Below are 24459 nucleotides of genomic sequence, written 5' to 3'. Positions count from 1 at the left end.
GCGTCAGCTCCAGAGGGTGACGTGCACCTTGGGGCGAAACCGGGTCACGCCGACGCCGGATCCGCGGATCATCGCCTGGGTGCACCGCGGTGTGGTGATGAAGCGGACCAGTTCCGACACCGCGGGCTGGCGCGCCGCCGGCGCCAACGTCGCCGCGCACCATTCGCCCGACCTGTCCAGCCGCGGACCCGTCACGTGCGTCAAGCGTCCCGCCGCGAGGTCCTTGGCGACAGCGAAACCGATCGTGAGCGTGACACCGCCGACGCGCTGGACCTCCTCGAGCGCGGCGGCGTCGCTTTGGAAGATCCGTTGCTGTGACTCCGGAATAGCCAAGTCCCGCAGCATGTTTGCGATTTCACCGTCCACACTGCCCGCCGACGGCCCAAGCATCCACTGCTGCTGGCGCAGCAGCGCCGGTGTCGGAATGCCCGCGGCCAGTGGGCTGTTCGGCGCCGCAACGGCGATGATCTGATATTTCAGAAAGGGCCGCAGGAAGATCGATTCGTCCGCAGCGATGCAGCTCTCGCTCGCCGGGCCGATCGCGATGTCGACCGCGCGCGAGCAGATCAGGTCACGGAACCGGCTCGTCGGGTGCACGCTCAACTCCACCGACAGGTCGTCCGCCCGCGACGAGAAAAGCTCGATCAGGCCGGGCGCCGCGTGTTCGGCGAACGCGCTGGAGGCGGCGATGCGCAGCAGCCGGCGCCCGTGGGCGGCCTCGGTCACCTCGATCGCGGTTTGTTGTTGCAGACCCAGGATTTCGACCGCGCGGCTGGCCAGCCGGAGCCCGCCGGGGGTGAACGCCAGCCCGGCTCCCGTCCGCGTGAACAGCGGGTCGTCCAGTTCCTTGCGCAGCGACGCCACCAGCATCGAGACTCCGGCGTCGGAAACCCCCAACTCCGCCGCGGCGGCTCGCACCGAGCCCAGTCGAACCACCGCCGAAAAGGCCCGAAGTTGAGCCGGGGTCATGAAACGAGCCTACGTTGGATGGGTGCGCGACGTGCTTGCCGAGCTGATGTCGATCTGGCGTGGCGGTCAGATCGCGGCGCTGGCAACGGTGGTGCGAACCTATAAGTCCGCCCCCCGGCAGCCGGGTGCGTCGATGGTGGTGGCACCGGATGGTTCGGTGACCGGCTCGGTGTCGGGTGGTTGCGTCGAGGGTGCGGTGTACGAACTCGCCATCGAGGTCGCCCAGACCGGCTCGCCGAGGCTGGCACGGTACGGGGTCAGCGATGGTGACGCCTTCGCGGTCGGCCTGACGTGCGGCGGCGTCATCGACGTCTTCGTCGAGTCGATCTCGCAGGCGACGTTCCCCGAACTCGGCGCGCTGGCCGAGGACATCGACGAGCACCGCCCGGTGGCGATCGCGACCGTCATCGCCCACGCCGACGCGTCCCGGGTTGGCCGCCGGCTCGTCATCCGGCCCAATCCCGACAGACCAACGGTGGGATCGCTGGGTGCCGCGCGTGCCGACGCCGCGGTCGCCGACGACGCGCGCGGCCTGCTGGCCGTGGGCCGCAGCGAAGTCATCGAGTACGGACCCGACGGGCAGCGACTCGGGGAAGGCATGGAGGTCTTCGTGTCCAGCTACGCGCCGCGCCCGCGCATGTTGGTGTTCGGTGCCATCGACTTCGCCGCCGCCCTGGCGCGACAGGGGTCGTTCCTCGGCTACCGGGTGACCGTGTGCGACGCGCGCGCGGTCTTCGCCACGCCGGTGCGCTTCCCGACGGCCGACGAGGTCGTCGTCGAGTGGCCCCACCGCTACCTCGCGGCCCAGGCGGAGGCCGGGGCCATCGACGAGAACACGGTGATCTGCGTGCTCACCCACGACCCGAAGTTCGACGTACCGGTGCTCGAGGTGGCGCTGCGACTGGGGGTCGGATATGTGGGCGCGATGGGATCGCGCCGCACCCATGGCGACCGGATGGTCAGGCTGCGGGCCGCCGGGCTGACCGATGCCGAGCTGGGCCGGCTTTCCAGCCCCATCGGACTGGACCTCGGCGCGCGCACCCCGGAGGAGACCGCCGTGTCGATCGCCGCGGACATCATCGCCAAGCGCTGGGGCGGCGGGGGACGTCCGCTGGCCGAGACAGCGGGACGGATCCACCACGACGCGCCGGAGCCGCAGGTAGAGAGCAAGTTCAGCGATCACTTAACTCGGCATTGACGCACAGTGTGACGCCGACCACACTGCTCCCATGCAAGTACCTGGCCCCTTCGAATACGAACGTGCGACCAGCGTCGACCACGCCGTTGGGCTGCTGGACCGGCTGGGGGAGGGGGCGCGCGTCATCGCCGGCGGGCACAGCCTGCTGCCCATGATGAAACTGCGCATCGCCAACCCCGAATACCTCGTCGACATCAACGACCTGGCACCCGAACTCGGATACGTCATCACCGATCCGACCCTGGTGCGCATCGGCGCCATGACGCGGCACCGCGAGATCCTGGAGTCCGACACCCTGGCCGCGGTCTGTCCGATCTTCCGCGACGCCGAGCGCGTGATCGCCGACCCGGTGGTCCGCAATCGCGGCACACTCGGCGGCTCGCTGTGCCAGGCGGACCCCGCCGAGGACCTGGTCACGGTCTGCGCCGTGCTGGACGCGGTGTGCCTGGCCCGCGGACCGGCGGGCGAGCGCGAAATACCGATCGACGATTTCGTCGCCGGGCCGTACGAGACCACCCTGGCGCACAACGAGATCCTGGTCGAGGCCCGAATCCCGGTGCGGCTCAACACCTCCAGCGCCTACGCCAAGGTGGAGCGCCGGGTCGGCGACTGGGCGGTGACGGCCGCCGGGGCGGCCATCACGCTCGACGGCACCGGCATTGTGGCCGCGCGGGTGGGCCTGACCGCGGTCAACCCCGACCGGGCCGCGCTGGTCGAGCTTTCCGCGGCGCTGGTGGGCCGGCCTGCCACCGACGAGACGTTCGCCGAGGCAGGCCACCTCGCCGCCGCGGCCTGCGAGCCGGTGACCGACGTCCGCGGCACCGCCGACTACAAGCGCCACCTGGCCTCCGAGCTGACCATCCGCACCCTGCGCACTGCCGCCGAACGGGTGCGCGAACAAGGGAGCTAGTGGTGATCGCAAGCGCGGCGAAGCCGGGCGCAGCGGGTCACCACCAGAAAGGAGAGGCGCCATGCAAGTCAACATGATCGTCAACGGCGAGCAGGTGACCGCCGACGTGGAACCACGGATGCTGCTGGTGCACTTCCTGCGAGATCAATTGCGGCTCACCGGAACCCACTGGGGTTGCGACACCAGCAACTGCGGAACCTGCGTGGTCGATGTGGACGGCGTGCCGGTGAAATCCTGCACGATGCTGGCCGTAATGGCGTCCGGGCACAGCGTGCGGACCGTAGAAGGGTTGGCGGGACCGGACGGCACCCTGGATCCGATCCAGGAAGGGTTCATGCGCTGCCACGGGCTGCAGTGCGGCTTCTGCACACCGGGAATGATGATCACCGCCCGCGCCCTGCTGGACCGCGACCCCAACCCCGACGAGCAGACCATCCGGGAGGCGATTTCCGGGCAGATCTGCCGGTGCACCGGATACACCACCATCGTGCGGTCCATTCAATGGGCCGCACAACACGCAACAGAGGCGGCCACGTCATGACGACGTTCAAGGAAGGGGCGTCCAGCCCGCCCTCACCGGAAGACACCGCGGACAACGACCAAAAGCCTTGCGGCCATGGGCGGATGCTCCGCAAGGAGGATCCCCGGTTCATCCGCGGGCGGGGCACTTACGTCGATGACATCGTCCTGCCCGGCATGCTGCATTTGGCGATTCTGCGCTCGCCGTACGCGCACGCCCTCATCGCCGGCATCGATGTGACCGCGGCCCTTGCCCATCCAAAGGTCAAGGCGGTCGTGACGGGCGCGGACCTGGCCGAGAAGGGCCTGGCGTGGATGCCGACGCTGTCCAACGACGTGCAGGCGGTGCTCGCCACCGATAAGGTGCGCTTCCAGGGACAGGAGGTGGCGTTCGTCGTTGCCGAGGACCGGTATTCGGCCCGGGACGCACTGGAGCTGATCGACGTCGACTACGACCCGCTGGACCCGGTCGTCGATGCCCGCATGGCGCTCGATCCGTCGGCGCCGGTGATCCGCACCGACCTCGACGGCAAGACCGACAACCACATCTTCGACTGGGAGACCGGTGACGCGGCCGCCACGGAGGCGGCGTTCGCGCACGCCGACGTCGTCGTCAAGCAGGAGATCGTGTACCCCCGGGTGCATCCCGCGCCGATGGAGACCTGCGGCGCCGTGGCCGATCTGGATCCGGTGACCGGCAAGCTGACGCTGTGGACCACCTCCCAGGCTCCGCACGCGCACCGCACCCTGTACGCGTTGGTCGCCGGTCTTCCCGAACACAAGATCCGCGTCGTCTCGCCTGATATCGGCGGCGGTTTCGGCAACAAGGTGCCGATCTACCCCGGCTACGTGTGCGCGATCGTCGGCTCGCTGCTGCTGGGTAAGCCGGTCAAATGGATGGAGGACCGCAGCGAGAACCTGACGGCCACCAGCTTCGCGCGCGACTACATCATGGTCGGCGAGATCGCCGCCACCGACGACGGGAAGATCCTGGCCATCCGGTCCAACGTCCTGGCCGATCATGGCGCGTTCAACGGTCAGGCGGCGCCGACGAAGTACCCGGCCGGCTTCTTCGGGGTGTTCACGGGCAGCTACGACCTGGAGGCCGCGTATTGCCACATGACCGCGGTGTACACGAACAAGGCTCCGGGCGGCGTGGCCTACGCGTGTTCGTTCCGGATCACCGAGGCGGTGTACTTCGTCGAACGACTGGTGGACTGCCTGGCCTTCGAGCTCCAGATGGATCCGGCCGAGCTGCGGTTGCGAAACCTGCTGCGGCCCGAGCAGTTTCCGTACCACAGCAAGACCGGCTGGGTGTACGACTCGGGTGATTACGAGGCCACCATGCGCAAGGCCATGGACATGATCGGCTACGACGCGCTGCGCGCCGAGCAGAAGGAGCGGAGGGCCCGCGGCGAGCTGATGGGCATCGGCATGTCGTTCTTTACGGAAGCCGTCGGCGCTGGCCCGCGCAAGGACATGGACATCCTCGGTCTCGGTATGGCCGACGGGTGTGAGCTGCGCGTGCACCCGACGGGCAAAGCCGTTGTGCGGCTGTCGGTTCAAACGCAGGGTCAGGGACACGAGACGACGTTCGCCCAAATTGTCGCCGAGGAGCTGGGCATCCCGCCCGACGACATCGAGGTGGTGCACGGCGACACCGACCAGACGCCGTTCGGGCTGGGCACCTACGGCAGTCGGTCCACGCCGGTGTCCGGCGGCGCGGCGGCACTGGTCGCCCGCAAGGTCCGGGACAAGGCAAAGATCATCGCCTCGGGCATGCTCGAGGTCTCGGTGGCCGACTTGGAATGGGAGAAGGGCACATTCAGGGTCAAGGGTGACCCGTCGGCGTCGGTGACGATCCAGGACGTCGCGATGCGCGCGCACGGTGCCGGCGAGCTGCCCGACGGCATCGAGGGCGGCCTGGACGCCCAGGTCTGCTACAACCCGGAAAATCTTACCTACCCCTACGGTGCGTATTTCTGCGTGGTGGACGTCGATCCGCGCACCGCGGTGGTCAAGGTGCGGCGCTTCCTGGCGGTCGACGACTGCGGCACCCGCATCAACCCGATGATCATCGAGGGCCAGGTGCACGGGGGCATCGTCGACGGCATCGGGATGGCGCTGATGGAGATGATCGCCTTCGACGAGGAAGGCAACTGCCTGGGCGGGTCGTTGATGGACTACCTGATCCCGACCGCGATGGAGGTGCCGCGCCTGGAGACGGGGTACACGGTGACGCCGTCGCCACACCACCCCATCGGCGCCAAGGGCATCGGCGAATCGGCCACCGTGGGATCGCCGCCGGCGGTGGTCAACGCGGTGGTGGATGCATTGGGCCCGTTGGGGATTCGGCACGTCGACATGCCCCTGACGCCATCCCGGGTCTGGGAGGCGATGCAGGGCCGAGCGAGGCCGCCGATCTGATATGGGCCTCGGATGACGATCAGTGAGCGGGTGCAGCAGCTGTTGGCGGCGCGGACACCGTTCGTGCACGCGACGGTGGTACGGGCCCAGCCGCCCACCTCGTCATACCCGGGCGACGAGGCAATTCTCTTGGCGGACGGCACGATCGAGGGTTTCGTCGGTGGCCAGTGTGCGCAGAACTCCGTCCGCAAGGCGGCGCTGGGCGCCCTGCAGGCGGGCGAAAGCGTGCTGCTGCGCGTGCTTCCCGACGGCGACGTGCACTTTCCCGAGGCGCCCGGCGCCTGCGTGGTGGTCAACCCGTGCTTGTCCGGCGGGTCGCTGGAGATCTTCCTCACTCCGCAGCTGCCCGCCCCCTTGATCCGCATCCACGGCGCCACACCGATCGCCGACGCGCTGGCTCAACTATGCGGCGCGTTGGGGTATGACGTTCGGCGCGACGACCAACCGGGCGACGCGACGGCCGTCGTGATCGCCAGCCACGGCGGCCCGGAGGCGGAGATCATCCGCGCGGCACTCGATGGCGGCGTCCGGTATATCGGCCTGGTGGCCAGCCGCGTTCGCGGCGCATCGATTCTGGACTCGCTCGACCTCGCCGAGGCCGAGCGCGCCCGGGTGCATACCCCGGTCGGGCTGCCGATCGGCGCGAAGACCCCCGCGGAGATCGCCGTGTCGATCGCGGCCGAGCTCGTCGCCAGCATTCGCCGCGGCGGCCTGAGCGGCGACGCCGCCCCGGCGGTCCCGCGGGAGGCGCTCGACCCGGTGTGCGGCATGACGGTAACGATCGGGCCCGCCACCGAGCACCTGCAGCTGGCCGGCGCCGACTACTGGTTCTGCGGCCCGGGATGCCGCACGGCGTTTGCGAACCGGCCCGTCGGCGCATGACCTTCAGCGATGTCGAGGACGTGATCGGTCGGTTCGACGCCCACGATTATCTGCTGGATACCGGGACCGCTTCGGCGCTCTATCTCGCGGTCACGCTCGGGCGGCCGCTGCTGCTGGAGGGCGAACCGGGCGTCGGCAAGACGACGGCAGCGAAAACCCTTGCGGCCGTGTTGGATACCGCGCTGGTGCGGCTGCAATGCTATGAAGGGCTGACGGCGAGCGAGGCGCTCTACGACTGGAACTATCAGCGGCAGCTGTTGTCGATCCGGCTGGCCGAGGCGCGCGGTGCCAACCTTGACGAGGCGGATCTCTACACCGAGACCTATCTGATGGATCGGCCCATCCTCAAGTGTGTGCGGCATCGCGGTCCCAAGCCGCCGGTGCTGCTGATCGACGAGATTGACCGGGCCGACGACGAATTCGAGGCATTGCTGCTGGAATTCCTCGGTGAATCAGCGGTCACCGTGCCCGAGTTGGGCACCTTCGTCGCCGAGCGCCGCCCGATTGCGGTGCTGACCTCTAACCGCAGCCGCGACCTGCATGACGCGCTGCGCCGCCGCTGTCTGTACCACTGGATCGACTATCCGGAGCCGGCCCGGGCGGCCGCCATCGTCCGCAGGACGGTACCCGGGGCGACCGCGCCGTTGATCGAGCAAGCCACCCAATTCGTCGGCAGTGCGCGCGATCTGGACCTGGACAAGCCGCCGGGCGTGGCCGAAACCATCGACTGGATCGCCGCCCTGGTGTCGCTCGGGGTGGCAGACCTCGTGAACCCGGCCGCACTGACCAGCCTGGGGGCGCTGGCCAAGACGCCCGACGACCGTACTCTGATACGCGACGCGTTCACCGCCTTTGCTGGTTACAGCCGCACGTGAGAAAGGACCCACCGCATGAAGATCGCCAACCAGTTCACCGTCAGCGCCCCCATTGAGCGGGCTTGGGATGTGCTGAGCGACCTGGAGCAGGTGATCCCGCTCATGCCGGGGGCGCAGCTGACCGGCCATGAGGGTGACGACTACCTCGGGAAGGTGAAGGTCAAGGTGGGGCCGGTGACCAGCGAGTTCAGCGGCAAGGTGCGCTTCGTCGAACGGGACCGCGCGCAGCATCGTGCCGTCATCGACGCCAAGGGCAAGGAATCGCGGGGAACCGGCAACGCGGCGGCCACGGTGACGGCCCAGCTGCACGAGGACGGCGAGCGCACCGGCGTCACCGTCGACACGGACCTGAAGATCGTCGGCAAGCTGGCCCAGTTCGGCAGCGGAATGCTGCAGCAGGTGTCGGAGAAACTGCTGGGGCAGTTCGTGGAGTCGCTGGAAACCAAGCTGGTCGCCGAAAACGTGGCGGTGCCGGCCACCCCGGAGGGGCCCTCGCACATCGGCCGCATCGAGGAGCCGCGCCACGCCGCGCCCGCCGCCGAGCCGCAGCCCATCGATCTGCTCGACCTCGCCGGGGGTGACCGGCTGAAGAAGTACGGCGCGGCGGCGGCCGCCGTGCTCGGGCTGCTGCTGCTGGTCTGGGTGCTGCGCCGGAGGCGGTAGCGACCCATGAGCACCCCAATCCTGTTGCGGGGAGCCGATTTGGCGGCGTTCGCGGCCGCCCTGGTGACGCGCCTGCGCGGTGTCGGGGTCCTTGTCCCCCCCGATGGCCCGGCGAGTTTCGTGCAGGCGCTCCGCCGGCTGGCGCCGGACACCACGTCGGCACTGTATTGGGCGGCGCGGCTGACCTTGGTCAGCCGGATGGAAGATCTTGTCTCCTTCGACGCCGTCTTTGAAGCGGTGTTCGGTGCGGCGCGGCCCGACGCTGCAACCAGGCCCGAGCCGCTCCTGTCCGGTTGGGGCCCGAAAACACCCTCGGCCGGCAGTGTCCAGCTCGCGGAGAGCCCCGCCGGCGCCGGCTCCCGAAAACTGCCCTGGGCCACCCGGGCCGTGAGCGACGACGCCGACGCCGCACAAGCGAGCGTCCTACTGCCCGATCTGTTGCCCAGCCGCCTGGCCGCACTCGCCGACGAACCGTTGGACCGCTTGGATCCCGACGACCTTCGGCTGCTCGGTTCCTGGCTGGAGGCGAGCATCGCGCGCTGGCCGCGGCGCCGCAGCATGCGGTTCGAACCCAGTGCCGGCGGAAAGCGCATCGACCTGCGGGCGACCATGAACGCATCGCGCGCGACCGGCTGGGAACCGGTTGTCCTGGCGCGAACGCAGCCCCGCCGCCGGCCCCGCCGCGTCGTCCTGGTGTGTGACGTGAGCCGCTCGATGCAGCCCTATGCGGCGGTATATCTGCACCTGATGCGCGCCGCGGTGGTACGCCGGGCTGGTGCCCGGACGGAGGTCTTCGCGTTTTCGACGTCGCTCACCCGGCTCACCTCGGTGCTGTCCCACCGCTCCGCCGAGGTGGCGCTGCAGAAAGCCAACGCGAAAGTCGCCGACCGGTACGGGGGCACCTTCATCGGGCGCAGCCTCGCCGCCCTGCTGACGCCGCCGCACGGCAATGCGCTGCGCGGCGCGGTGGTGATCATCGCCTCCGACGGGTGGGACGCCGACCCGCCCGATGTCCTCGCGCACGCGATGGCCAGGCTGCGCCGCCGCGCCGCGATGCTGGTGTGGCTGAATCCCCGCGCGGCGCATGGTGGCTACGAGCCGCTGGCCGGTTCGATGGCCGCGGCGCTGCCGTTCTGCGACTTGCTCCTGCCCGCCCATTCGCTGACCGGGCTGCGGGAGTTGCTGGCCGCGCTGGCTAGTTGGCCATCGCGGCGATGAGCCGATCGCGGGTCAGCGGCAGTGACCGCACCCGGACGCCGAGCGCGTGGCACACGGCGTTGGCGATTGCGGCGGCGGTCGGTCCCTGGGCGCACTCGCCGACACCCAGCGACGGGTTAGCTCCGGCCGCAGCAAGTTCCACCTCGACCGAGGGCACATCGGAGAAGCGCAGGATGGGGTAGGTCTCCCACGTGTCACTCGTGACGTTGAAGCGGTCGAAGCGCACCCGCTCCTTGAGCGTCCAGCTGGTGGCCTGGACCGCGCCGCCTTCGATCTGATTGGCCGCGCCGTCCGGATTGATGATCAGCCCAGCATCCACGGCGATGACGAGCCGGCACACCCGCACCTGATCGACCGCCTCCACCTCGGCAACGACCGCGCAATAGGCGGCCGAGTTCTTGTAGCGCGCATAGCTGATGCCGTGACCCGCCGCATCGCTCGGCGTCCACTCGGTCCAGCCGGCCCGCGATGCCGCAGCCCGCAGCACCGCTCGCGCGCGGGGATCCGACAGATGCGCCAACCGGAATTCGACCGGATCGCGACCCGCGGCCGACGCCAGTTCATCCATGAACGACTCCGCCGCAAAGACATTGATGAACGCGCCGAGGGAACGCAGTGCCGAGGTACGCAGGGGCATCTCGGTCACCAGGTGGTTGGTCACCCGGTAGGCCGGAAAGTCATAGCCCGGCACGGAGTTTCGCCCAGGTGGTTGCGCAATACGTATAGCAGCGGCGTGTCGTCCTCGGCGTCGACGTCGTGGCGCGCGTCAGTCGCTGAAGAATCTGCAGGCGTTCGCCCATCTGATCGACGACGACTAGCGCCGCGAGCCGAACCGCACGGCGAGAAATCGGGCGGTAATTCGCAGCCAGGTTCGGCTCGCGACGGCGCTCACGCTGCGTGAGAGAGTAACCCGCATGGGGGACACGGCCACGGTGGCGCTCGCCATTGACGCTCAAAGTCCTCATGGGCTCCAGCATGCCCGTGCGGTCGTGGGTGGCTGGGCGTCGCGTGTGCGGGGAGGGCACGCTAGGGCAGGATCGCGGTATGGATCAGTTGTGGGCCAATCGTGCCGCCAGCTCCGAAGCCGCCGTAACCCAACGCCACCTCAAACGACTCTGGGGGTTGCCGGGAACGCAGCTGGGAGTGGTCGCCTGGCCGGCGGTGCGGCGCGACCGGTTGTTCGGCACGTGGCACTACTGGTGGCAGGCGCACCTGCTCGATTGCCTGGTCGACGCGCAGCAGCGCGACGCGCGGCCGGACAGGCGTGCCAAGATCAACCGCCAGGTCCGGTCACACCGGATGCGCAACAATTTCTCCTGGACCAACGACTACTACGACGACATGGCGTGGCTGGCATTGGCGCTGGAGCGCGCCGCGCGCATAGTCGGCGTCCAGCGCCGGCGCGCGCTGCCCAAGCTGTGCGACCAATTCGTCAGGGCCTGGGTGCCCGAGGACGGCGGCGGTATCCCATGGCGCAAGCAGGACCAGTTTTTCAACGCTCCCGCCAACGGTCCGGCGGGAATCTTCCTCGCCCGCTATCCCGCCGAGGGAGACCGGCTGAAGCGGGCCGAGCAGATGGCCGACTGGATCGACCGCACCCTCATCGACCCGGAGACGCACCTGGTGTTCGACGGGATCAAGGGCGGCTCGCTGGTTCGCGCGCAGTACACCTACTGCCAGGGTGTGGTGCTCGGCCTGGAAACGGAGCTGGCCGCGCGCACCGGGGCTGAAGTCAGGGCCCGCCACGGGGCGCGGGTGCATCGGCTGGTCGCGGCCGTCAGCGAGCAGATGGCGCCGTCGGGGGTGCTGAGGGGCGCCGGCGGCGGGGACGGCGGCCTGTTCGCCGGCATCACCGCCCGCTACCTCGCGCTGGTGGCGACCACGCTGCCCGGCGACTCCGCCGACGACGCCGTGGCCCGCGACACCGCCCGCACGATCGTGCTGGCCAGCGCGAAATCCGCGTGGGACTACCGGCAAACCGTGGACGGGCTGCCGTTGTTCGGCGCGTTTTGGGACCGCGACGCGGAGCTGCCCACTGCGGGTGGCACGGAGGCGGAGTTCGTCGAGGGTGCGGTCAACGCTTCTGAGATCGCCGAGCGTGATCTGTCGGTGCAGCTTTCCGGCTGGATGCTGATGGAGGCCGCCTGTAACGTCACCGCCGTGAGGGACAAATGACCGAAACCGGCGGCTGGGTTCCCGACGAGGCAACGCTCGCCGGCGCCAACCTCACCCGCTTCCTGGCCTGGCTGGCGGAAACCGATCGCGGCGAGTACGGCGATTACCACGAGCTGTGGCACAAGTCAGTGGATGACATCGAGTGGTTCTGGGACGCGGTCTGGAATTTCTTCGACATTCGGGCGCACAGCCGGCCGGGGGCCGTGCTGGGCAACCGTTCCATGCCCGGCGCCGAGTGGTTTCCGGGCGCCACGCTGAACTACGCGACCGAGGTGTTCCGGAACGCCACGGACGAGCGGCCCGCCCTGGTCGTCGTCGGTGAAGACGGTACGGGCGAGTGGTCGTGGGCCCGTCTGCAGCGGGAGACCGCGGCGTTCGCCGCCTACCTACGCGGCCTCGACGTCAAACCCGGCGACAGCGTCGTCGGATACCTGCCCAACGTCGCCGAGGCCGTCGTCGCCGCCCTGGCCGCCGCCAGCGTGGGTGCGGTGTGGGCGGTGTGCAACCAGGACATGGCCGTCGACGGCGTGATCGCGCGGCTGGGTCAGCTGGAACCCACCGTGCTGGTCGCCAGCGACGGCTCGGTCTACGGGGGCAACCGCGTCGATCGCCGCGAGGAATTGACCGAGATCCGGTGCGCCATGCCCACTCTGCGGGCGACGGTGGTGGTGCCGCGGTTAGGCCTCGAATTGCCCGACGACTTGGGCAAGGAAGCGGTGCCGTGGGCGCACGCGGTGGAATCCGATGCGGCTCAAGATATTACGCCGGTGCCGTTCGCCCACCCGCTGTGGGTGCTGTTTTCGTCGGGAACCACCGGCAAGCCGAAGGGCATCGTGCACGGGCATGGCGGTATCGTGCTCGAGCACCTGAAGTATCTGAGCCTGCAGCTCGACCTGCACCCCGACGACCGCTTCCTGTGGTATTCGTCCACCAGCTGGATGATGTGGAACCTGCTGTTGTCCGGGCTGCTCGTCGGCGCCACGATCGTGCTGTACGACGGCAGCCCCACCCACGGGACGACCGATGCCCTCTGGCGGGTCGCGGCCGAGGCCGGTGTGACGGTGCTCGGGGCCGGGGCGGGCTACCTGTTGGCGTGCGCCAAGAAGGAGTTGAAGCCGGGTGCCTCCTACCGGCTGGAGGCGGTGCGCGCCGTGGGCTCCACCGGATCGCCGTTGCCGGCGTCCGGATTCCGCTGGGTACAGGAGGGACTCGGCCGGTCGGTGCCGGTGGTATCGATGAGCGGTGGCACCGACGTCTGCACGGCCTTCATCGGTGGGTGCCCGATCCTGCCGGTCGTGGCCGGGGAGCTGAACTGCATCTGCCTGGGCGCGGCCATCGAATCCTGGTCCGGGCCAAACAATCCGGTGGTCGGCGAGGAGGGCGAACTCGTGCTGACCAAGCCGATGCCCTCGATGCCGGTGTTCTTCTGGAACGACGACGACGGCAGCCGCTACCACGCCGCCTATTTCGACCGATACCCGGGGGTGTGGTGGCACGGCGACTGGATCACCATCACCGAGCGGGGATCCGTTGTAGTGCACGGCCGTTCGGATGCCACCCTGAACCGGCTCGGCATCCGGATTGGCAGCGCGGAGATCTATACCGCCGTCGAACGGCTGCCCGAGGTGCGTGACTGTCTGGTGGTCGGCATCGAGCAGGACGACGGCGGCTACTGGATGCCGCTCTTCGTCGACACCGAAGACGGTGTCACCCTCGACGACGAGCTGCGGTCGCGGATCGCGGCGGAGATCCGCCGGCACGCGTCGCCGCGGCATGTGCCCGACGACATCCTCGAGGTTCCGGGCATACCTCGAACACTGACCGGCAAACGGCTGGAAATCCCGATCAAGCGGATCTTGCTCGGGACGGCCCCGGGCGACGCCGTGCAGCAGAGTTCGATCGACCGACCCGAACTGCTAGACGCTTTCGTTGCGTACCGCAGAACTCGGGTGCCCTGACTCGGGATCCGGGTTCCCCGCGCGACCCGCGCGGCGCCGGCCCTGGAACCCGCGCCACGCCGCGATCATGGCCGGCATCAGCGAGACGATCAGGATTCCCAGGATGATCTTTTCCAGGTTCTGGTGGACGAACGGCGCGCCGCCCAGGAAGTAGCCGGCCAGCGTCACGCCGCCGCCCCACACGATGCCGCCGACGATGTCGAACCCGAGGAATAGGGGATAGCGCATGTACGACACCCCGGCGATCACCGGAACGAACGTCCGGATGAACGGCGCGAATCGGGCCAGGATGACCGCCCATGGCCCGTACTTCTCGAAGAATGCGTGTGACTCGGTCACATAGTGCTTTTTGAAGAACCGGGAATCTTCCTTCTTGAACAGCGCCGGTCCGATACGACGCCCGATGAAATAGCCCGTCTGGTCGCCCAGCACCGCGACCGTGGCGACGGCGGGCGCCAGCACCCAGATGCTCGTTGGCGGGTTGGGGTGCGCGCACAGCAGGCCGCCGGTGAACAGCAGCGACTCGCCGGGCAGCAGCGGAAACAGCAGCCCCGTCTCGATGAAGACGATGACCAGGATCCCGGGCAGCACCGCGGAGCCGAAGACGCCATTGGCGCCCAGCCAGTACATCGGGTCGAGGATGGCCGGCAGAGCGGTCACGGCGGTGCTCATGACGTCTCAACATACCGGCTCCGGGTGAAGCGTTGACCCGGGCTGGACAATACTTAAGTCGACCCAGCCGTTCGACAGGAGTGCTCATGCCCATCGCAACGCCCGAGGTCTACGCCGAAATGCTGGCGCGGGCCAAGGAGAACTCGTACGCCTTCCCGGCCATCAACTGCACCTCCTCGGAAACGATCAACGCCGCGATCAAGGGCTTCGCCGACGCGGCCAGTGACGGCATCATCCAGTTCTCCACCGGGGGCGCGGAGTTCGCGTCGGGCCTCGGGGTCAAGGACATGGTGACCGGCGCCGTGGGGCTGGCCAAGTTCACCCGCGTCGTCGCGGACAAATACCCGGTCAACGTCGCGCTGCACACCGACCACTGCCCCAAGGACAAGCTGGACACCTACGTGCGGCCGCTGCTGGAAATCTCGGCCAGGCGGGTGGCGGCCGGCAAGAACCCGTTGTTCCAGTCGCACATGTGGGACGGCTCGGCCGTGCCGCTGGACGAGAATCTGGTCATTGCGCAGGAGCTGCTCAAGCAGGCCGCCGCCGCCAAGATCGTGCTGGAGATCGAGATCGGTGTGGTGGGTGGTGAGGAGGACGGCGTCGCCAACGAGATCAACGACAAGCTGTACACCACCCCGGAGGATTTCGAGAAGACCATCGACGCGTTGGGCCACGGCGAGCACGGCAAGTACCTGCTGGCCGCGACCTTCGGCAACGTGCACGGCGTTTACAAGCCCGGCAACGTCAAGCTCCGCCCGGACATCCTGGCCCAGGGGCAGAAGGTGGCGGCGGCCAAGCTCGGATTATCCGAGGGCGCAAAGCCTTTCGATTTCGTCTTTCATGGCGGCTCGGGCTCGGCGAAGTCGGAGATCGAGGAGGCGTTGGGCTACGGCGTGGTGAAGATGAACGTCGACACCGACACCCAGTACGCCTTCACCCGCCCGATCGTCGGTCACATGTTCAGCAACTACGACGGTGTGCTCAAGGTCGACGGCGAGGTGGGCGTCAAGAAGATCTACGACCCGCGCAGCTACCTCAAGAAGGCCGAAGCCGGCATGAGCGAGCGGGTCGTGGAGGCCTGCAACGACCTGCACTGCGCCGGCAAGTCGCTCGGCACCTAGCCGAGCCCTAACCGGTCGTGGACTGGCAGACCTTCCACTGGTCGTCGCGGTACTGCAAGTCGAGGCTGCGCGTCGAACGGACCGACGGGTCGTACGCCATGAACGTGGTGACGTTTGCCTCGGCATGCTGCCCGTTGACGACCACCTGGTCGATGCTGGCGATCACCGGATACTGCTTGGCCGCCGACACCCGCTGGTAGGTGTCCTGCCACGCGTGCTCGTCGTAGTCGACGTAGCCGTCGCGGGCGGTCCCGCACGTGATGGTGCGCAGCGCGGTCAGGTCGCCCCTTTGCACCGCGACGTCGTATTCGGAGATGGTGTGCCGAACCCGTTCTTCCTCAGAGACTTTCGAGCGTTTGTCGCGGGTGAGTAGCACGGTGCCCAGGATCGCGATGGCCGCCAACGCCAGCACGATCACTATCAGCGCCAGCACCCAGCCCCAATTGATTTGCCGCGAGATCTTTAGCTTTGCCCCCAGTCGGGGTGGGATAGATTGTGGCACAGCCGATTTAGGGGACGCACTGACCTCCGGCGGCGGAGCTTCGGGTGTCGGCGGCGGCGACGCGAACACCTCGGTGGCGGGCTCCGCGGGAGTCGCGATGACCTGCGTTTCCTTGGCGTCGAATCCTGGGGCGGTAAACCGGCGCTCGCGCGGCCGGCCCTGGGTGTCGGCCTCGGCGTCGTCATCCGCGCCGGGTTTGTTGATCACCACGGTCTCGGTCTCGGCGTCGCTGGGCACCAGCGGCTGGTTCTGGCCCGCCCCCTCGCCGGCCCACTCCGCGCTCGGCTCGTGTGGATCGAACCCGGGTCGCTGCGGCATGCCGCCCCGGTCGGGTTCGAGTGGATTAGGCATGAAGCGAGCTTAGCGATCCGGCCCCACGGAACGGCAAAATAAGGACCATGACGTCGATGGGAGATCTCCTCGGACCGGATCCGATCCTGCTACCCGGCGATAGCGAGGCCGAGGAGCAACTGCTCGCCAACGAGAGCCCGCACGCCGTCGCCGCCGCGCACCCCTCGGCGTCGGTGGCGTGGGCAGCGCTCGCCGAGCAGGCGCTCGCTGCACAAAACATGGACCAGGCCGTCGCCGCGTACGCGTATGCCCGCACGGGCTACCACCGCGGGCTGGACCAGCTGCGGCGGAACGGGTGGAAGGGTTTCGGCCCGGTGCCGTATTCGCACGAGCCCAACCGCGGCTTTCTGCGGTGCGTGGCCGCTCTGGCTCGCGCCGCCGAGACGATCGGTGAGACCGACGAGTACCAGCGCTGCCTGGATCTGCTGGACGATTGCGACGCCGCCGCCCGCCGAGCGCTGGGACTTCAGTAGCTCTCCTGGCAGCCGCCACCGGCCCCGGGGCACTCGATCTGCACGGTGGCATGGTCCAGCCCACGGGCCGACAGCACCGTGCGGGCATCTTGCAGCACCCGGGCCGAGTCGCCGTCATCGCTCGTCAAGTGCGCGGTGCACATGTCTTTGCCGGGGGAAAGCGTCCACACGTGCAGGTCGTGCACTTCGGTGACGCCGTCGACGGCACCCAGCGCCGAGCGCAACTCCTCCACGTCGATGTGCGCGGGCGAGGACTCGGAGAGAATCCGCAGGGCCGCGCGGGCGAGGGAGATGGCGCGCGGCAGCACCCAGATCGCGACCAGGACGGCCACTGCCACGTCGGCATAGGGCCAACGGGTCGTGACGGTGACCACGCCGGCGATCAGCACGCCCAGGCTTCCGACCGTGTCGGCGATCACCTCCATGTAGGCGCCCTTGACCGCCAGGCTGCCCTCCGAATGCGAACGCAGCAGCAATGCCACCACGAGGTTGGCCGCCAGCCCCGCCAGCGCGACCACGATCATCGGCACGCCCGGGACCGACAGGGGCTCCTTCAGACGTTGGATGGCCTCGTAGACGATGAACACCGCGACGCCGATCAGCAGCGCCGCGTTGGCTACCGCGGTGAACACCTCCGCGCGATGCCAGCCGTAGGTGCGCGCCGGTGACGAGCTGCCGCGCCGGGCCAGGATGACGGCGATCAGCCCCATGAACACGGCAACGACGTCGGTCAGCATGTGCCCGGCATCGGCCAGCAGGGCCATCGAGTTGATCAGCAGCGATGTGGTCAATTCGACCACGAAGAACGCCACCAGAATCGCCGCGGCGGCGACCATGCGGGGGATCATCCCTGACCCGTCCACCTCTGCGGGGGTGTGGCTATGACCGGCGCCCATAGCTTTGCAATATATGCGTCACTACGCATATATTGCAAGCGCTCAGAGCCAGCGGTTCCAGAACAGGGTCAGCGAATAGCCCGCGGCCATCAGCCCGCGCGGCACGCCCGAAATGTCGAACAACCACAGCACGACCCCGAAGAACTGCCGGTTTGCGGCGACCAGCAGGAACAGCACGACGAAAAAGCCCCACTGCTTGGCCGGCGCCAACGCGCGCTGCGTCTGGGGACTCAGATGCGGCTCCAGCGCGTCGTATCCGTCCAGGCCCGGGATTGGCAGCAGGTTCAGCAGTACCGCCGTGAGCTCCAGGAATCCGAGAAACGCCACCCCCGCCCACAGCACGGCGTGGGTGGGATCGTAGAGCAGCCGGGTGAGCGTCAGCAGCAGCACCGCCAGCACGAGGTTGGCCGCCGGGCCCGCCAGGCTGACCAGGCTGCGGCGCATCGGCGTCATGAACCAGGTCCGCACGTAGACCGCCGCACCGGGCAGCCCGATGCCGCCCAGCAGGATGGCCACCATCGGCAGGACGAGCGAAAGCCCGGGGTGGCTGTAGCGCCGCGGATCCAGCGTCAGATAGCCGCGCACCGCGACGTCGTGATCGCCGAACCGCCAGGCGGTGAACGCATGGCCGAACTCGTGCAGGCACAGCGAAACCAGCCAGCCGGCGATCACGAAGATGAACACCCCGGCATACGACAGCGGGCGCACGCTGGATCCGGCCAGCCACGCCAGCGCGCCGCCGAGAGCCGTCAATCCCACCAGCGCCAAAAAGACCGGGCTGGGCCGCACCGATTCGTGTTGCCGGGCGGGGAAGCTCACCGGTCGAAACTACCGGACCGTGCGCGATGCGCGGCGAACAACGCGGCACCCGTGGCCACGATGCGAACCCCATTGAGCACGTACCAGGTGCGAATGAGGGCGTCCCGCTGGGCGGGCGGGGGCGGGTCGGCCGCGAACATCACCGGGAGATTCACCGTGCGGATCAGGTAGCCGCTGAGCGCCACGCCGACGGTCGAGCCGGCGGCCATCAGGGCCAGCCAGCGCCTCGCGCCGCCGATGTCCCAGCCGGTGCGAACGGCCGCGGCGGTGGTCGCCAGCGTGACCGGTGCGAGGGGGGCGTAATAGCGCAGCGGGCTCCCCGGGCCGAGAACTGAGCCGGTATGCGGCTCGCCGGCGAGCCGTTCCGGCATCCTGACGGCGGCCTCGTAGATGTTGCCGAACAACCAGTGCGCATAGCCGAGCTCGGCGAGGCCGAGCAGCCGGGCGGTCACCGTCGTGTTCACGATCGCCAGTCTCGTCTGGATTCCCGCCGCTGTCGCGGGCGCAGCGCCCAGGAGACCACGGTCAGCCCCGCGAGGGTCAGCGGACCCAGTAGCGTTTCGGCGCCGTCGCCGACCCAGACATGTGAGGCCGTGGCCCCGGCGTAGATGAACATCAGACCCGCGTATGCCCACTCCTTGACCAGGGGCATACGCGGCGCCAGAAGTACGACCCCGGCCGCAACGTAGCAGACGCCGAGAATGGTCATGAAATACAGCGGATACCCCAGATGGGTCACGACGCGCGTGAACGGCTGCAGGCGCAGGGCCCCCATCACTCCGCCCGCGAAACACTCGGCGGCGAGCGCGGCGGTTGCGGTCCAGTAGATGCCGGTGCGTCGACCGGAAGCGGAAGGTGTCATTCGGCAAAGCCTCCTCACACCTTCGACACGTGGGCCCATCACAATGTGACCAGCAGTCAACCATTCGACGTTGCGGGCCCAGCGCGAAAACCCACGTTTGCATCGGGTGGCCGCGGCCGGCCACTACCGTCGCATGCCAGAACGGCCGGGGCCCTGCTGCCACGGGCCCGGAAGGGAAAAGACATGACGAACACAAGCGCCGGTTCGCTCGAGGTTTGGCTGCGGCTGGACGACACGACGATCACGTGCACGGTGGTCCGCGACGACGAAAGCACCTACGAGCTGGATGTGGACTCGCTGTCGATGCGTGGCGCGCAACGCGAGATGACCGGCTACTTCATCGACGAAGGCTACGAGCCGGCGGACCAGTGGCAGGTCGAGGTGGACGGCCGCAACGGCCCATTGGAGACGGTGCGCAGGTTCCAACCGGCACGGTTCGTCGACCCGGGCCACACCGACGCCGTCGCGGTCGACGCGCTCGACGCGCTCGAGTTCGGTGTCGGCGAGGTGTCGCCGTAACGCCGGCTACCGGACCGGCAGCCAGCCTTCGACGTTGCGGTAGAACGTCGATCGGCGTGCCGCGCGCGGCGCCGCCACCCCGTCGCGCACCACAGTGACCCCGGTGCTGCCCAGCTGGGCCGCGCGGCCGGCGACCCACCGCCACCGGATTCCGCGCCCACCCTTTCGGGCCGCGGCCCGCAGCCCCGGCATCGCCGGCGTCGGCTCAATCCACACGGCGGCCACCTCGCCGTCGAACACCGTGGTGTCATCGACGACCGCTTCGCCGTGAATGACCGGTCGGTCGTCGGCCGGCAACCAGCCGCCGCGACCCACGATGACGGATCCGGTCTCGTCCCGGATCAGCGTTGCCCGCCCGGCCGAGCCCCGCAAGGCCCGCCGTGCCGCCCGGCGGCCGACCGGCAGGCCGTAGATCCGCGTCGCGCGGGTACGGCGCGGCGGCGCGTAAGCCACCTCGATGTCGAGCCGGTCGGCGCGCAGCATTCGGGTCAGGACCGCGGCCAGGTCGGCGTCTTCGCCGACGACGACGAGGCGTCGGTAACGCCTGGTGGCGGCGTCGATGTCGGCCGGGCTGGCGGCTCGGTGGGCCGGCAGGCCGGTCAGCCGACGCGGCACCCGGTGGTCATCGAACACCAATACCGCCGCGGCGTTCATGGCTCCTCGCACAAGGCTGATCGTGGCATCTTCGCTGATCGTGGCATCTTCGCTGAAACTATCGGTGACCGTCGCCCTCCCAGTTGCCCGATCGGACGCCGTAACAACGTGCTGCAGCGCCATCGACCCAAGACCCGCATATGCCGAACGGCGCAATGGGAAACCGTGGATTTATCGGCCGGGGATACTGTGACGGCAACAAATATCCAGACGGCAGCTATTCATGTGTGAACGCATCCGGTCGACCGCCTCGGCGAACGCGACGTTTAGGATCGTCGCGTGAGCCCAGCACCCACCACCGTGATCGCCGGGGAATTCCTCCCGCAACCGGGACGAGCGGATTCTGAAAAACGTTGGGGTGCTGCAAAATTCGCTGCTTTCGCGGCAGCGCGTCAATAAGCACTCAAGACCAGGCGGGAGCAGGTATGCCGGCAGTCGTCCTCATCGGCGCCCAATGGGGCGACGAGGGCAAAGGTAAGGCCACCGACCTGCTCGGCGGGCGCGTGCAGTGGGTGGTGCGCTACCAAGGTGGCAACAATGCCGGGCACACCGTCGTCCTGCCCACGGGAGAACATTTCGCCCTGCATCTGATCCCGTCCGGGGTGCTCACGCCGGGGGTCACCAACGTCATCGGCAACGGGGTGGTGGTGGATCCCGGGGTGCTGCTCGACGAGCTGAAAGGCCTCGAGGATCGCGGCGTCGACACCTCCCGGCTGCTGATCTCCGCCGACGCCCACCTGCTGTTGCCCTACCACGTCGCCATCGACAAGGTCACCGAGCGCTACATGGGCAACAAGAAGATCGGCACCACGGGCCGCGGCATCGGCCCGTGCTACCAGGACAAGATCGCCCGCCAGGGCATCCGGGTGGCCGACGTGCTCGACCCCGGCCAGCTGACCCATAAGATCGAGGCCGCCCTCGAACTCAAGAACCAGATCCTGGTCAAGATCTACAACCGCAAGGCGCTCGATCCGCACCAGGTGGTCGACGCCCTGCTGCACCAGGCCGAGGGCTTCCGGCATCGCATCGCCGACACCCGGCGGCTGCTCAACACCGCGCTGGAGGACGGCGAAACGGTCCTGCTGGAGGGCTCGCAGGGCACCCTGCTCGACGTCGACCACGGCACCTATCCCTATGTGACGTCGTCGAATCCGACGGCGGGCGGCGCGGCCGTCGGCTCCGGGATAGGCCCGACCCGGATCACCACCGTGTTGGGAATCCTCAAGGCCTACACCACCCGAGTGGGCTCGGGACCGTTTCCCACCGAGCTGTTCGACGAGAACGGCGAGTACCTGTCCAAGACGGGCGGCGAATTCGGTGTCACCACCGGACGGCGGCGCAGGTGTGGCTGGTTCGACGCCGTCATCGCCCGGTACGCCACCCGAGTCAACGGCATCACCGACTTCTTCCTGACCAAGCTCGACGTGCTGTCCACCCTGGAAACCGTGCCGGTGTGCGTCGGGTATCGGATCGACGGGGCCCGCACTCACGACATGCCGATGACCCAGAGCGACCTCGCTCGTGCAGAACCGATCTACGAGGAGCTGCCGGGCTGGTGGGAGGACATCTCGAACGCCCGCGAGTTCGACGACCTGCCCGCCAAGGCGCGTGACTACGTTCTGCGATTGGAAGCACTTGCCGGAGCGCAGGTTTCGTGCATCGGTGTCGGTCCCGGACGTGACCAGACCATTGTGCGCCGCGACGTTCTGCTGGGGGTACGCCCCCAGAGGGAGGTACCCCCACCCGCTGGCGGGGGAGTTCGCCCGTGACGGATGTCGATCCCACACAGCTCGACCCCGATTACGAACATCACGGCGGCTTTCCAGAATACGGCCCGGCCAGCCCCGGACCGGGGTTCGGCCGATTCGTGGCGGTGATGCGCCGGCTGCAGGACCTCGCTGTGTCGGCCGACCCCCGTGACGACGTCTGGGACGACGCCGCCGACCGGGCGGCGGCATTGGTGAACCTGCTGGGACCGTTCGAGGCCGACGAGGGCAGGGCACCGGCCGGACGGACGCCCGACCTGCCCGGCATGGGCAGCCTGTTGCTTCCGCCCTGGACATTGATGCGGTACAGCCCCGACGGTGTCGAAATGACGGGCTATTTCAGCCGGTTTCACGTCGGCGGCAACCACGCGGTGCATGGCGGAGTGCTGCCGCTGCTGTTCGACCACATGTTCGGGATGATTTCCCACGCCGCGGGTCGGCCGATCAGCCGGACGGCATTCCTGCACGTCGACTACCGCAAAATCACCCCGATCGATGCGGCGTTGGTGGTCCGCGGTCGCGTTACCAAAGTCGAAGGGCGCAAGGCGTTTGTCGCCGCGGAGTTGGTCGACGGCGACGAAACGGTGTTGGCCGAGGGCAACGGATTAATGGTGCGGCTGCTACCCGGCCAGCCCTAGTGGTGACCGCGAGCGCGGCGGAGCCGGGCGAAGGGTCGCCACCATTGGGACTAGCGGGTCGCCACAGTCTCGCCTAGGGGTGCTCGCGGCCGACCTATCCTTGAGCGGTGACTGACGGCTCTACCGAAAAGCAGCAGCCCACCGCGCAGCCGGTGCCTGGCTACGACGACAAGACGAAAGCAATCGTGGCGCCGCCGCAGGCTCCGCAAGCCCGCCCCGATAGCGAAGCCGGTCGCAAAGCCGGCCCGGAAGACCACGCCGAAGCCGACACCCGGCCCACCGTGATGTTGCTGGGATCCGGCGAATTGAGCCGGGAGCTGGCGGTCGCCATTCGGCACCTTGGCGCGCGGGTCATCGCCGTCGATGAGCACCCGCACGCGCCCGCGCACGGGGTGGCCGATCAGTCGCTGACTGTTGCGATGACCGACACCGGTGAGCTGTCGAAGGTGTTCGGACAACTCAGGCCGGACTACGTGGTGACCGCCACAAACGCGGTCGCCGTCGAGGCCATCGAGGCCCTCGAGGGCCGGGCCCCCGACCGTCACCCCAGCCAACTGGTTCCCAACGCCCGGACCGTCCGGCTCACCGCCGACCGGGAGGGTCTGCGCCGGCTGGCCGCCGACCAGCTGGGGCTGCCGACCGCGCCGTTCTGGTTCGCCGGATCGGTCGGAGAGCTCAACGCGGTGGGCGTGCACGCCGGGTTCCCATTGCTGATCAAGCCGGTGGCCGGGCGCGGACATTCGGTCGTGTCACGGCCCGATGACATCGAGCCGGCCTGGCGGCGTGCGGTAGGCGGTGGGAGCGGGGCGCAGCGTCAGCGGGTGATGGCGGAAACGGTGGTCGAGGTCGAGTTCGACGTGACGCTGCTGGTGGTGCGCAGCGACGGTCCGAGCGGTCCGCTGATCGAGTTCTGCTCACCCATCGGCCATCGGGACGCCGACGGCGTCGTGCTGGAGTCGTGGCAGCCCCAGCAGATGAGCGAGGTCGCGGTGGATGCGGCCAAGTCGATTGCCGCCCGCATCGTCAAGGCGCTCGGTGGCCGCGGCGTCTTCGCCGTGGAGCTGATGGTCAACGGCGACGAGGTCTATTTCGCCGATGTCACCGCACGCCCCCACCCGAGTGCCTGGGTCACCCTGCGCAGCCAGCGGCTTTCGGCGTTCGAACTGCAGGCCCGGGCCATCTTGGGCGTACCCGTCGACGCCATGATGGTCTCGCCGGGCGCGGCGCATGCCATACATGGCGGCCGTGGCGCAGGGACGCCGCACCCCGCAGGGCTGGCCCGCGCGCTGGGAGTCCCGGAAAGCGATCTTCGCTCCTTCGGGCGCGGATTCTCGCCCGCCGGCGCAACGAACATGCTGGGCGTTGCGCTGGCGACGGCACCGGATGTGGCGG

The 24459-nt window shown here is 68.6% G+C and carries 25 protein-coding genes and 1 pseudogene; 17 read left to right on the top strand and 9 right to left on the bottom strand.

The features are described 5' to 3' along the window. Positions 1-3: 3 nt before the first annotated feature. Positions 4-969 (bottom strand): LysR family transcriptional regulator, encoded by a 966-nt coding sequence (locus JO059_RS13095; RefSeq protein WP_293319309.1) that lies wholly within the window; start codon positions 967-969, stop codon positions 4-6. 22 nt (positions 970-991) lie between these two features. Between JO059_RS13095 and JO059_RS13090 the strand changes: the two genes are divergently transcribed. The 8 genes from JO059_RS13090 (at position 992) to JO059_RS13055 (ending at position 9661) form a co-directional block, all read left to right on the top strand. Then, positions 992-2167, top strand: coding sequence for an XdhC family protein (locus tag JO059_RS13090; protein WP_293319307.1), 1176 nt, complete (start codon positions 992-994; stop codon positions 2165-2167). 31 nt (positions 2168-2198) lie between these two features. Further along, positions 2199-3077 (top strand): xanthine dehydrogenase family protein subunit M, encoded by an 879-nt coding sequence (locus JO059_RS13085; protein WP_293319305.1) that lies wholly within the window; start codon positions 2199-2201, stop codon positions 3075-3077. Between the two features lie 61 nt (positions 3078-3138). Beyond that, positions 3139-3618: a (2Fe-2S)-binding protein gene (locus tag JO059_RS13080; protein ID WP_293319303.1), complete on the top strand. Its 480-nt coding sequence runs from the start codon at positions 3139-3141 to the stop codon at positions 3616-3618. Then, on the top strand, positions 3615-6023 hold the full coding sequence (locus JO059_RS13075; protein WP_293319301.1) for an aerobic carbon-monoxide dehydrogenase large subunit: 2409 nt from the start codon (positions 3615-3617) through the stop codon (positions 6021-6023). The genes JO059_RS13080 and JO059_RS13075 overlap by 4 nt, the downstream gene beginning before the upstream one ends. A 12-nt stretch (positions 6024-6035) precedes the next feature. Beyond that, positions 6036-6905: an XdhC family protein gene (locus tag JO059_RS13070; RefSeq protein WP_293319299.1), complete on the top strand. Its 870-nt coding sequence runs from the start codon at positions 6036-6038 to the stop codon at positions 6903-6905. Continuing rightward, positions 6902-7780, top strand: coding sequence for a MoxR family ATPase (locus JO059_RS13065; RefSeq protein ID WP_293319297.1), 879 nt, complete (start codon positions 6902-6904; stop codon positions 7778-7780). Before JO059_RS13070 ends, JO059_RS13065 begins: the two co-directional genes overlap by 4 nt. Before the next feature lie 15 nt (positions 7781-7795). Continuing rightward, positions 7796-8443 carry an SRPBCC family protein gene (locus tag JO059_RS13060; RefSeq protein ID WP_293319295.1) on the top strand — a complete coding sequence of 216 codons (648 nt, stop codon included), beginning with the start codon at positions 7796-7798 and terminating at the stop codon, positions 8441-8443. 6 nt (positions 8444-8449) lie between these two features. After that, on the top strand, positions 8450-9661 hold the full coding sequence (locus JO059_RS13055; RefSeq protein WP_293319293.1) for a VWA domain-containing protein: 1212 nt from the start codon (positions 8450-8452) through the stop codon (positions 9659-9661). Here the strand turns inward: JO059_RS13055 and JO059_RS13050 are convergent. Then, positions 9639-10352 (bottom strand): molybdopterin cofactor-binding domain-containing protein, encoded by a 714-nt coding sequence (locus JO059_RS13050; protein WP_293319291.1) that lies wholly within the window; start codon positions 10350-10352, stop codon positions 9639-9641. The two genes, JO059_RS13055 and JO059_RS13050, sit on opposite strands and share 23 nt — an antisense overlap. A 353-nt stretch (positions 10353-10705) precedes the next feature. On the opposite strand from JO059_RS13050, the gene JO059_RS13045 reads away from it, so the two are divergent. Beyond that, on the top strand, positions 10706-11836 hold the full coding sequence (locus JO059_RS13045; RefSeq protein WP_293319289.1) for a glycoside hydrolase family 76 protein: 1131 nt from the start codon (positions 10706-10708) through the stop codon (positions 11834-11836). Then, positions 11833-13794, top strand: coding sequence for an acetoacetate--CoA ligase (locus JO059_RS13040; protein ID WP_293319287.1), 1962 nt, complete (start codon positions 11833-11835; stop codon positions 13792-13794). Before JO059_RS13045 ends, JO059_RS13040 begins: the two co-directional genes overlap by 4 nt. Here JO059_RS13040 and JO059_RS13035 read toward each other — a convergent pair. Then, positions 13753-14466, bottom strand: coding sequence for a DedA family protein (locus JO059_RS13035; RefSeq protein WP_293319285.1), 714 nt, complete (start codon positions 14464-14466; stop codon positions 13753-13755). The genes JO059_RS13040 and JO059_RS13035 overlap by 42 nt on opposite strands. 86 nt (positions 14467-14552) lie before the next feature. Between JO059_RS13035 and fbaA the strand changes: the two genes are divergently transcribed. Next, the gene (gene fbaA / locus JO059_RS13030; RefSeq protein WP_293319283.1) at positions 14553-15587 is read left to right on the top strand and encodes a class II fructose-bisphosphate aldolase; all 1035 of its coding nucleotides are present in this window, start codon (positions 14553-14555) and stop codon (positions 15585-15587) included. 7 nt (positions 15588-15594) lie between these two features. Here the strand turns inward: fbaA and JO059_RS13025 are convergent, their stop codons facing one another. Next, on the bottom strand, positions 15595-16440 hold the full coding sequence (locus JO059_RS13025) for a hypothetical protein (protein ID WP_293319281.1): 846 nt from the start codon (positions 16438-16440) through the stop codon (positions 15595-15597). A gap of 47 nt (positions 16441-16487) precedes the next feature. On the opposite strand from JO059_RS13025, the gene JO059_RS13020 reads away from it, so the two are divergent. After that, on the top strand, positions 16488-16913 hold the full coding sequence (locus JO059_RS13020) for a DUF3151 domain-containing protein (RefSeq protein WP_293319279.1): 426 nt from the start codon (positions 16488-16490) through the stop codon (positions 16911-16913). On the opposite strand, the gene JO059_RS13015 is transcribed toward JO059_RS13020, so the two are convergent. From JO059_RS13015 to JO059_RS13000, 4 genes are read right to left on the bottom strand one after another with little or no spacing between them, the layout of a single operon-like run. Next, entirely contained in the window at positions 16907-17809 is a 903-nt protein-coding gene (locus JO059_RS13015; protein WP_293319277.1) for a cation diffusion facilitator family transporter, read from the bottom strand. The two genes, JO059_RS13020 and JO059_RS13015, sit on opposite strands and share 7 nt — an antisense overlap. A gap of 42 nt (positions 17810-17851) precedes the next feature. Next, positions 17852-18628 (bottom strand): site-2 protease family protein, encoded by a 777-nt coding sequence (locus tag JO059_RS13010; RefSeq protein ID WP_293319275.1) that lies wholly within the window; start codon positions 18626-18628, stop codon positions 17852-17854. Beyond that, on the bottom strand, positions 18625-19092 hold the full coding sequence (locus JO059_RS13005; RefSeq protein WP_293319273.1) for a hypothetical protein: 468 nt from the start codon (positions 19090-19092) through the stop codon (positions 18625-18627). The genes JO059_RS13010 and JO059_RS13005 overlap by 4 nt, the downstream gene beginning before the upstream one ends. Next, positions 19089-19490 carry a DoxX family protein gene (locus JO059_RS13000; protein ID WP_293319271.1) on the bottom strand — a complete coding sequence of 134 codons (402 nt, stop codon included), beginning with the start codon at positions 19488-19490 and terminating at the stop codon, positions 19089-19091. The genes JO059_RS13005 and JO059_RS13000 overlap by 4 nt, the downstream gene beginning before the upstream one ends. 183 nt (positions 19491-19673) lie before the next feature. Between JO059_RS13000 and JO059_RS12995 the strand changes: the two genes are divergently transcribed. After that, entirely contained in the window at positions 19674-20009 is a 336-nt protein-coding gene (locus JO059_RS12995; protein ID WP_293319269.1) for a hypothetical protein, read from the top strand. Positions 20010-20015: 6 nt separating this feature from the next. On the opposite strand, the gene JO059_RS12990 is transcribed toward JO059_RS12995, so the two are convergent. Beyond that, positions 20016-20663, bottom strand: coding sequence for a peptidase M50 (locus JO059_RS12990; protein ID WP_293319364.1), 648 nt, complete (start codon positions 20661-20663; stop codon positions 20016-20018). Between the two features lie 128 nt (positions 20664-20791). Here JO059_RS12990 and JO059_RS22950 point away from each other — a divergent pair. From JO059_RS22950 to purT, 4 genes and pseudogenes are all read left to right on the top strand, one after another. Further along, a pseudogene (locus JO059_RS22950) lies at positions 20792-20884 on the top strand (hypothetical protein); the annotation flags it as partial. Positions 20885-21088: 204 nt separating this feature from the next. Continuing rightward, positions 21089-22432, top strand: a complete 1344-nt coding sequence (locus JO059_RS12985) for an adenylosuccinate synthase (RefSeq protein ID WP_293319267.1) — start codon at positions 21089-21091, stop codon at positions 22430-22432. After that, positions 22429-23067, top strand: coding sequence for a PaaI family thioesterase (locus JO059_RS12980; protein ID WP_293319265.1), 639 nt, complete (start codon positions 22429-22431; stop codon positions 23065-23067). Before JO059_RS12985 ends, JO059_RS12980 begins: the two co-directional genes overlap by 4 nt. Positions 23068-23174: 107 nt before the next feature. Further along, positions 23175-24459 (top strand): formate-dependent phosphoribosylglycinamide formyltransferase (gene purT / locus JO059_RS12975; RefSeq protein ID WP_293319263.1); only part of this gene is annotated, 1285 nt, incomplete at its 3' end.

It is taken from the genome of Mycobacterium sp. (genome assembly GCF_019247615.1).
GTDB lineage: Bacteria > Actinomycetota > Actinomycetes > Mycobacteriales > Mycobacteriaceae > Mycobacterium.
The sequence above is the reverse complement of the archived record's forward strand: the minus strand, read 5'-3'. Positions and strand labels throughout refer to the sequence as shown.

What these genes read in the sequence shown, in the direction of transcription:
- JO059_RS13000 (WP_293319271.1), bottom strand. Translation starts at nt 19,490, where the DNA reads ATGACACCTTCCGCTTCCGGTCGACGCACCGGCATCTACTGGACCGCA.
- JO059_RS13060 (WP_293319295.1), top strand. Translation starts at nt 7,796, where the DNA reads ATGAAGATCGCCAACCAGTTCACCGTCAGCGCCCCCATTGAGCGGGCT.
- JO059_RS13035 (WP_293319285.1), bottom strand. Translation starts at nt 14,466, where the DNA reads ATGAGCACCGCCGTGACCGCTCTGCCGGCCATCCTCGACCCGATGTAC.
- JO059_RS13055 (WP_293319293.1), top strand. Translation starts at nt 8,450, where the DNA reads ATGAGCACCCCAATCCTGTTGCGGGGAGCCGATTTGGCGGCGTTCGCG.
- JO059_RS13015 (WP_293319277.1), bottom strand. Translation starts at nt 17,809, where the DNA reads ATGGGCGCCGGTCATAGCCACACCCCCGCAGAGGTGGACGGGTCAGGG.
- JO059_RS13070 (WP_293319299.1), top strand. Translation starts at nt 6,036, where the DNA reads ATGACGATCAGTGAGCGGGTGCAGCAGCTGTTGGCGGCGCGGACACCG.
- JO059_RS13065 (WP_293319297.1), top strand. Translation starts at nt 6,902, where the DNA reads ATGACCTTCAGCGATGTCGAGGACGTGATCGGTCGGTTCGACGCCCAC.
- fbaA (WP_293319283.1), top strand. Translation starts at nt 14,553, where the DNA reads ATGCCCATCGCAACGCCCGAGGTCTACGCCGAAATGCTGGCGCGGGCC.
- JO059_RS13095 (WP_293319309.1), bottom strand. Translation starts at nt 969, where the DNA reads ATGACCCCGGCTCAACTTCGGGCCTTTTCGGCGGTGGTTCGACTGGGC.
- JO059_RS12990 (WP_293319364.1), bottom strand. Translation starts at nt 20,663, where the DNA reads ATGAACGCCGCGGCGGTATTGGTGTTCGATGACCACCGGGTGCCGCGT.
- JO059_RS13025 (WP_293319281.1), bottom strand. Translation starts at nt 16,440, where the DNA reads ATGCCTAATCCACTCGAACCCGACCGGGGCGGCATGCCGCAGCGACCC.
- JO059_RS13020 (WP_293319279.1), top strand. Translation starts at nt 16,488, where the DNA reads ATGACGTCGATGGGAGATCTCCTCGGACCGGATCCGATCCTGCTACCC.
- JO059_RS13085 (WP_293319305.1), top strand. Translation starts at nt 2,199, where the DNA reads ATGCAAGTACCTGGCCCCTTCGAATACGAACGTGCGACCAGCGTCGAC.
- JO059_RS12995 (WP_293319269.1), top strand. Translation starts at nt 19,674, where the DNA reads ATGACGAACACAAGCGCCGGTTCGCTCGAGGTTTGGCTGCGGCTGGAC.
- JO059_RS13040 (WP_293319287.1), top strand. Translation starts at nt 11,833, where the DNA reads ATGACCGAAACCGGCGGCTGGGTTCCCGACGAGGCAACGCTCGCCGGC.
- JO059_RS13075 (WP_293319301.1), top strand. Translation starts at nt 3,615, where the DNA reads ATGACGACGTTCAAGGAAGGGGCGTCCAGCCCGCCCTCACCGGAAGAC.
- JO059_RS13045 (WP_293319289.1), top strand. Translation starts at nt 10,706, where the DNA reads ATGGATCAGTTGTGGGCCAATCGTGCCGCCAGCTCCGAAGCCGCCGTA.
- JO059_RS13080 (WP_293319303.1), top strand. Translation starts at nt 3,139, where the DNA reads ATGCAAGTCAACATGATCGTCAACGGCGAGCAGGTGACCGCCGACGTG.
- JO059_RS12985 (WP_293319267.1), top strand. Translation starts at nt 21,089, where the DNA reads ATGCCGGCAGTCGTCCTCATCGGCGCCCAATGGGGCGACGAGGGCAAA.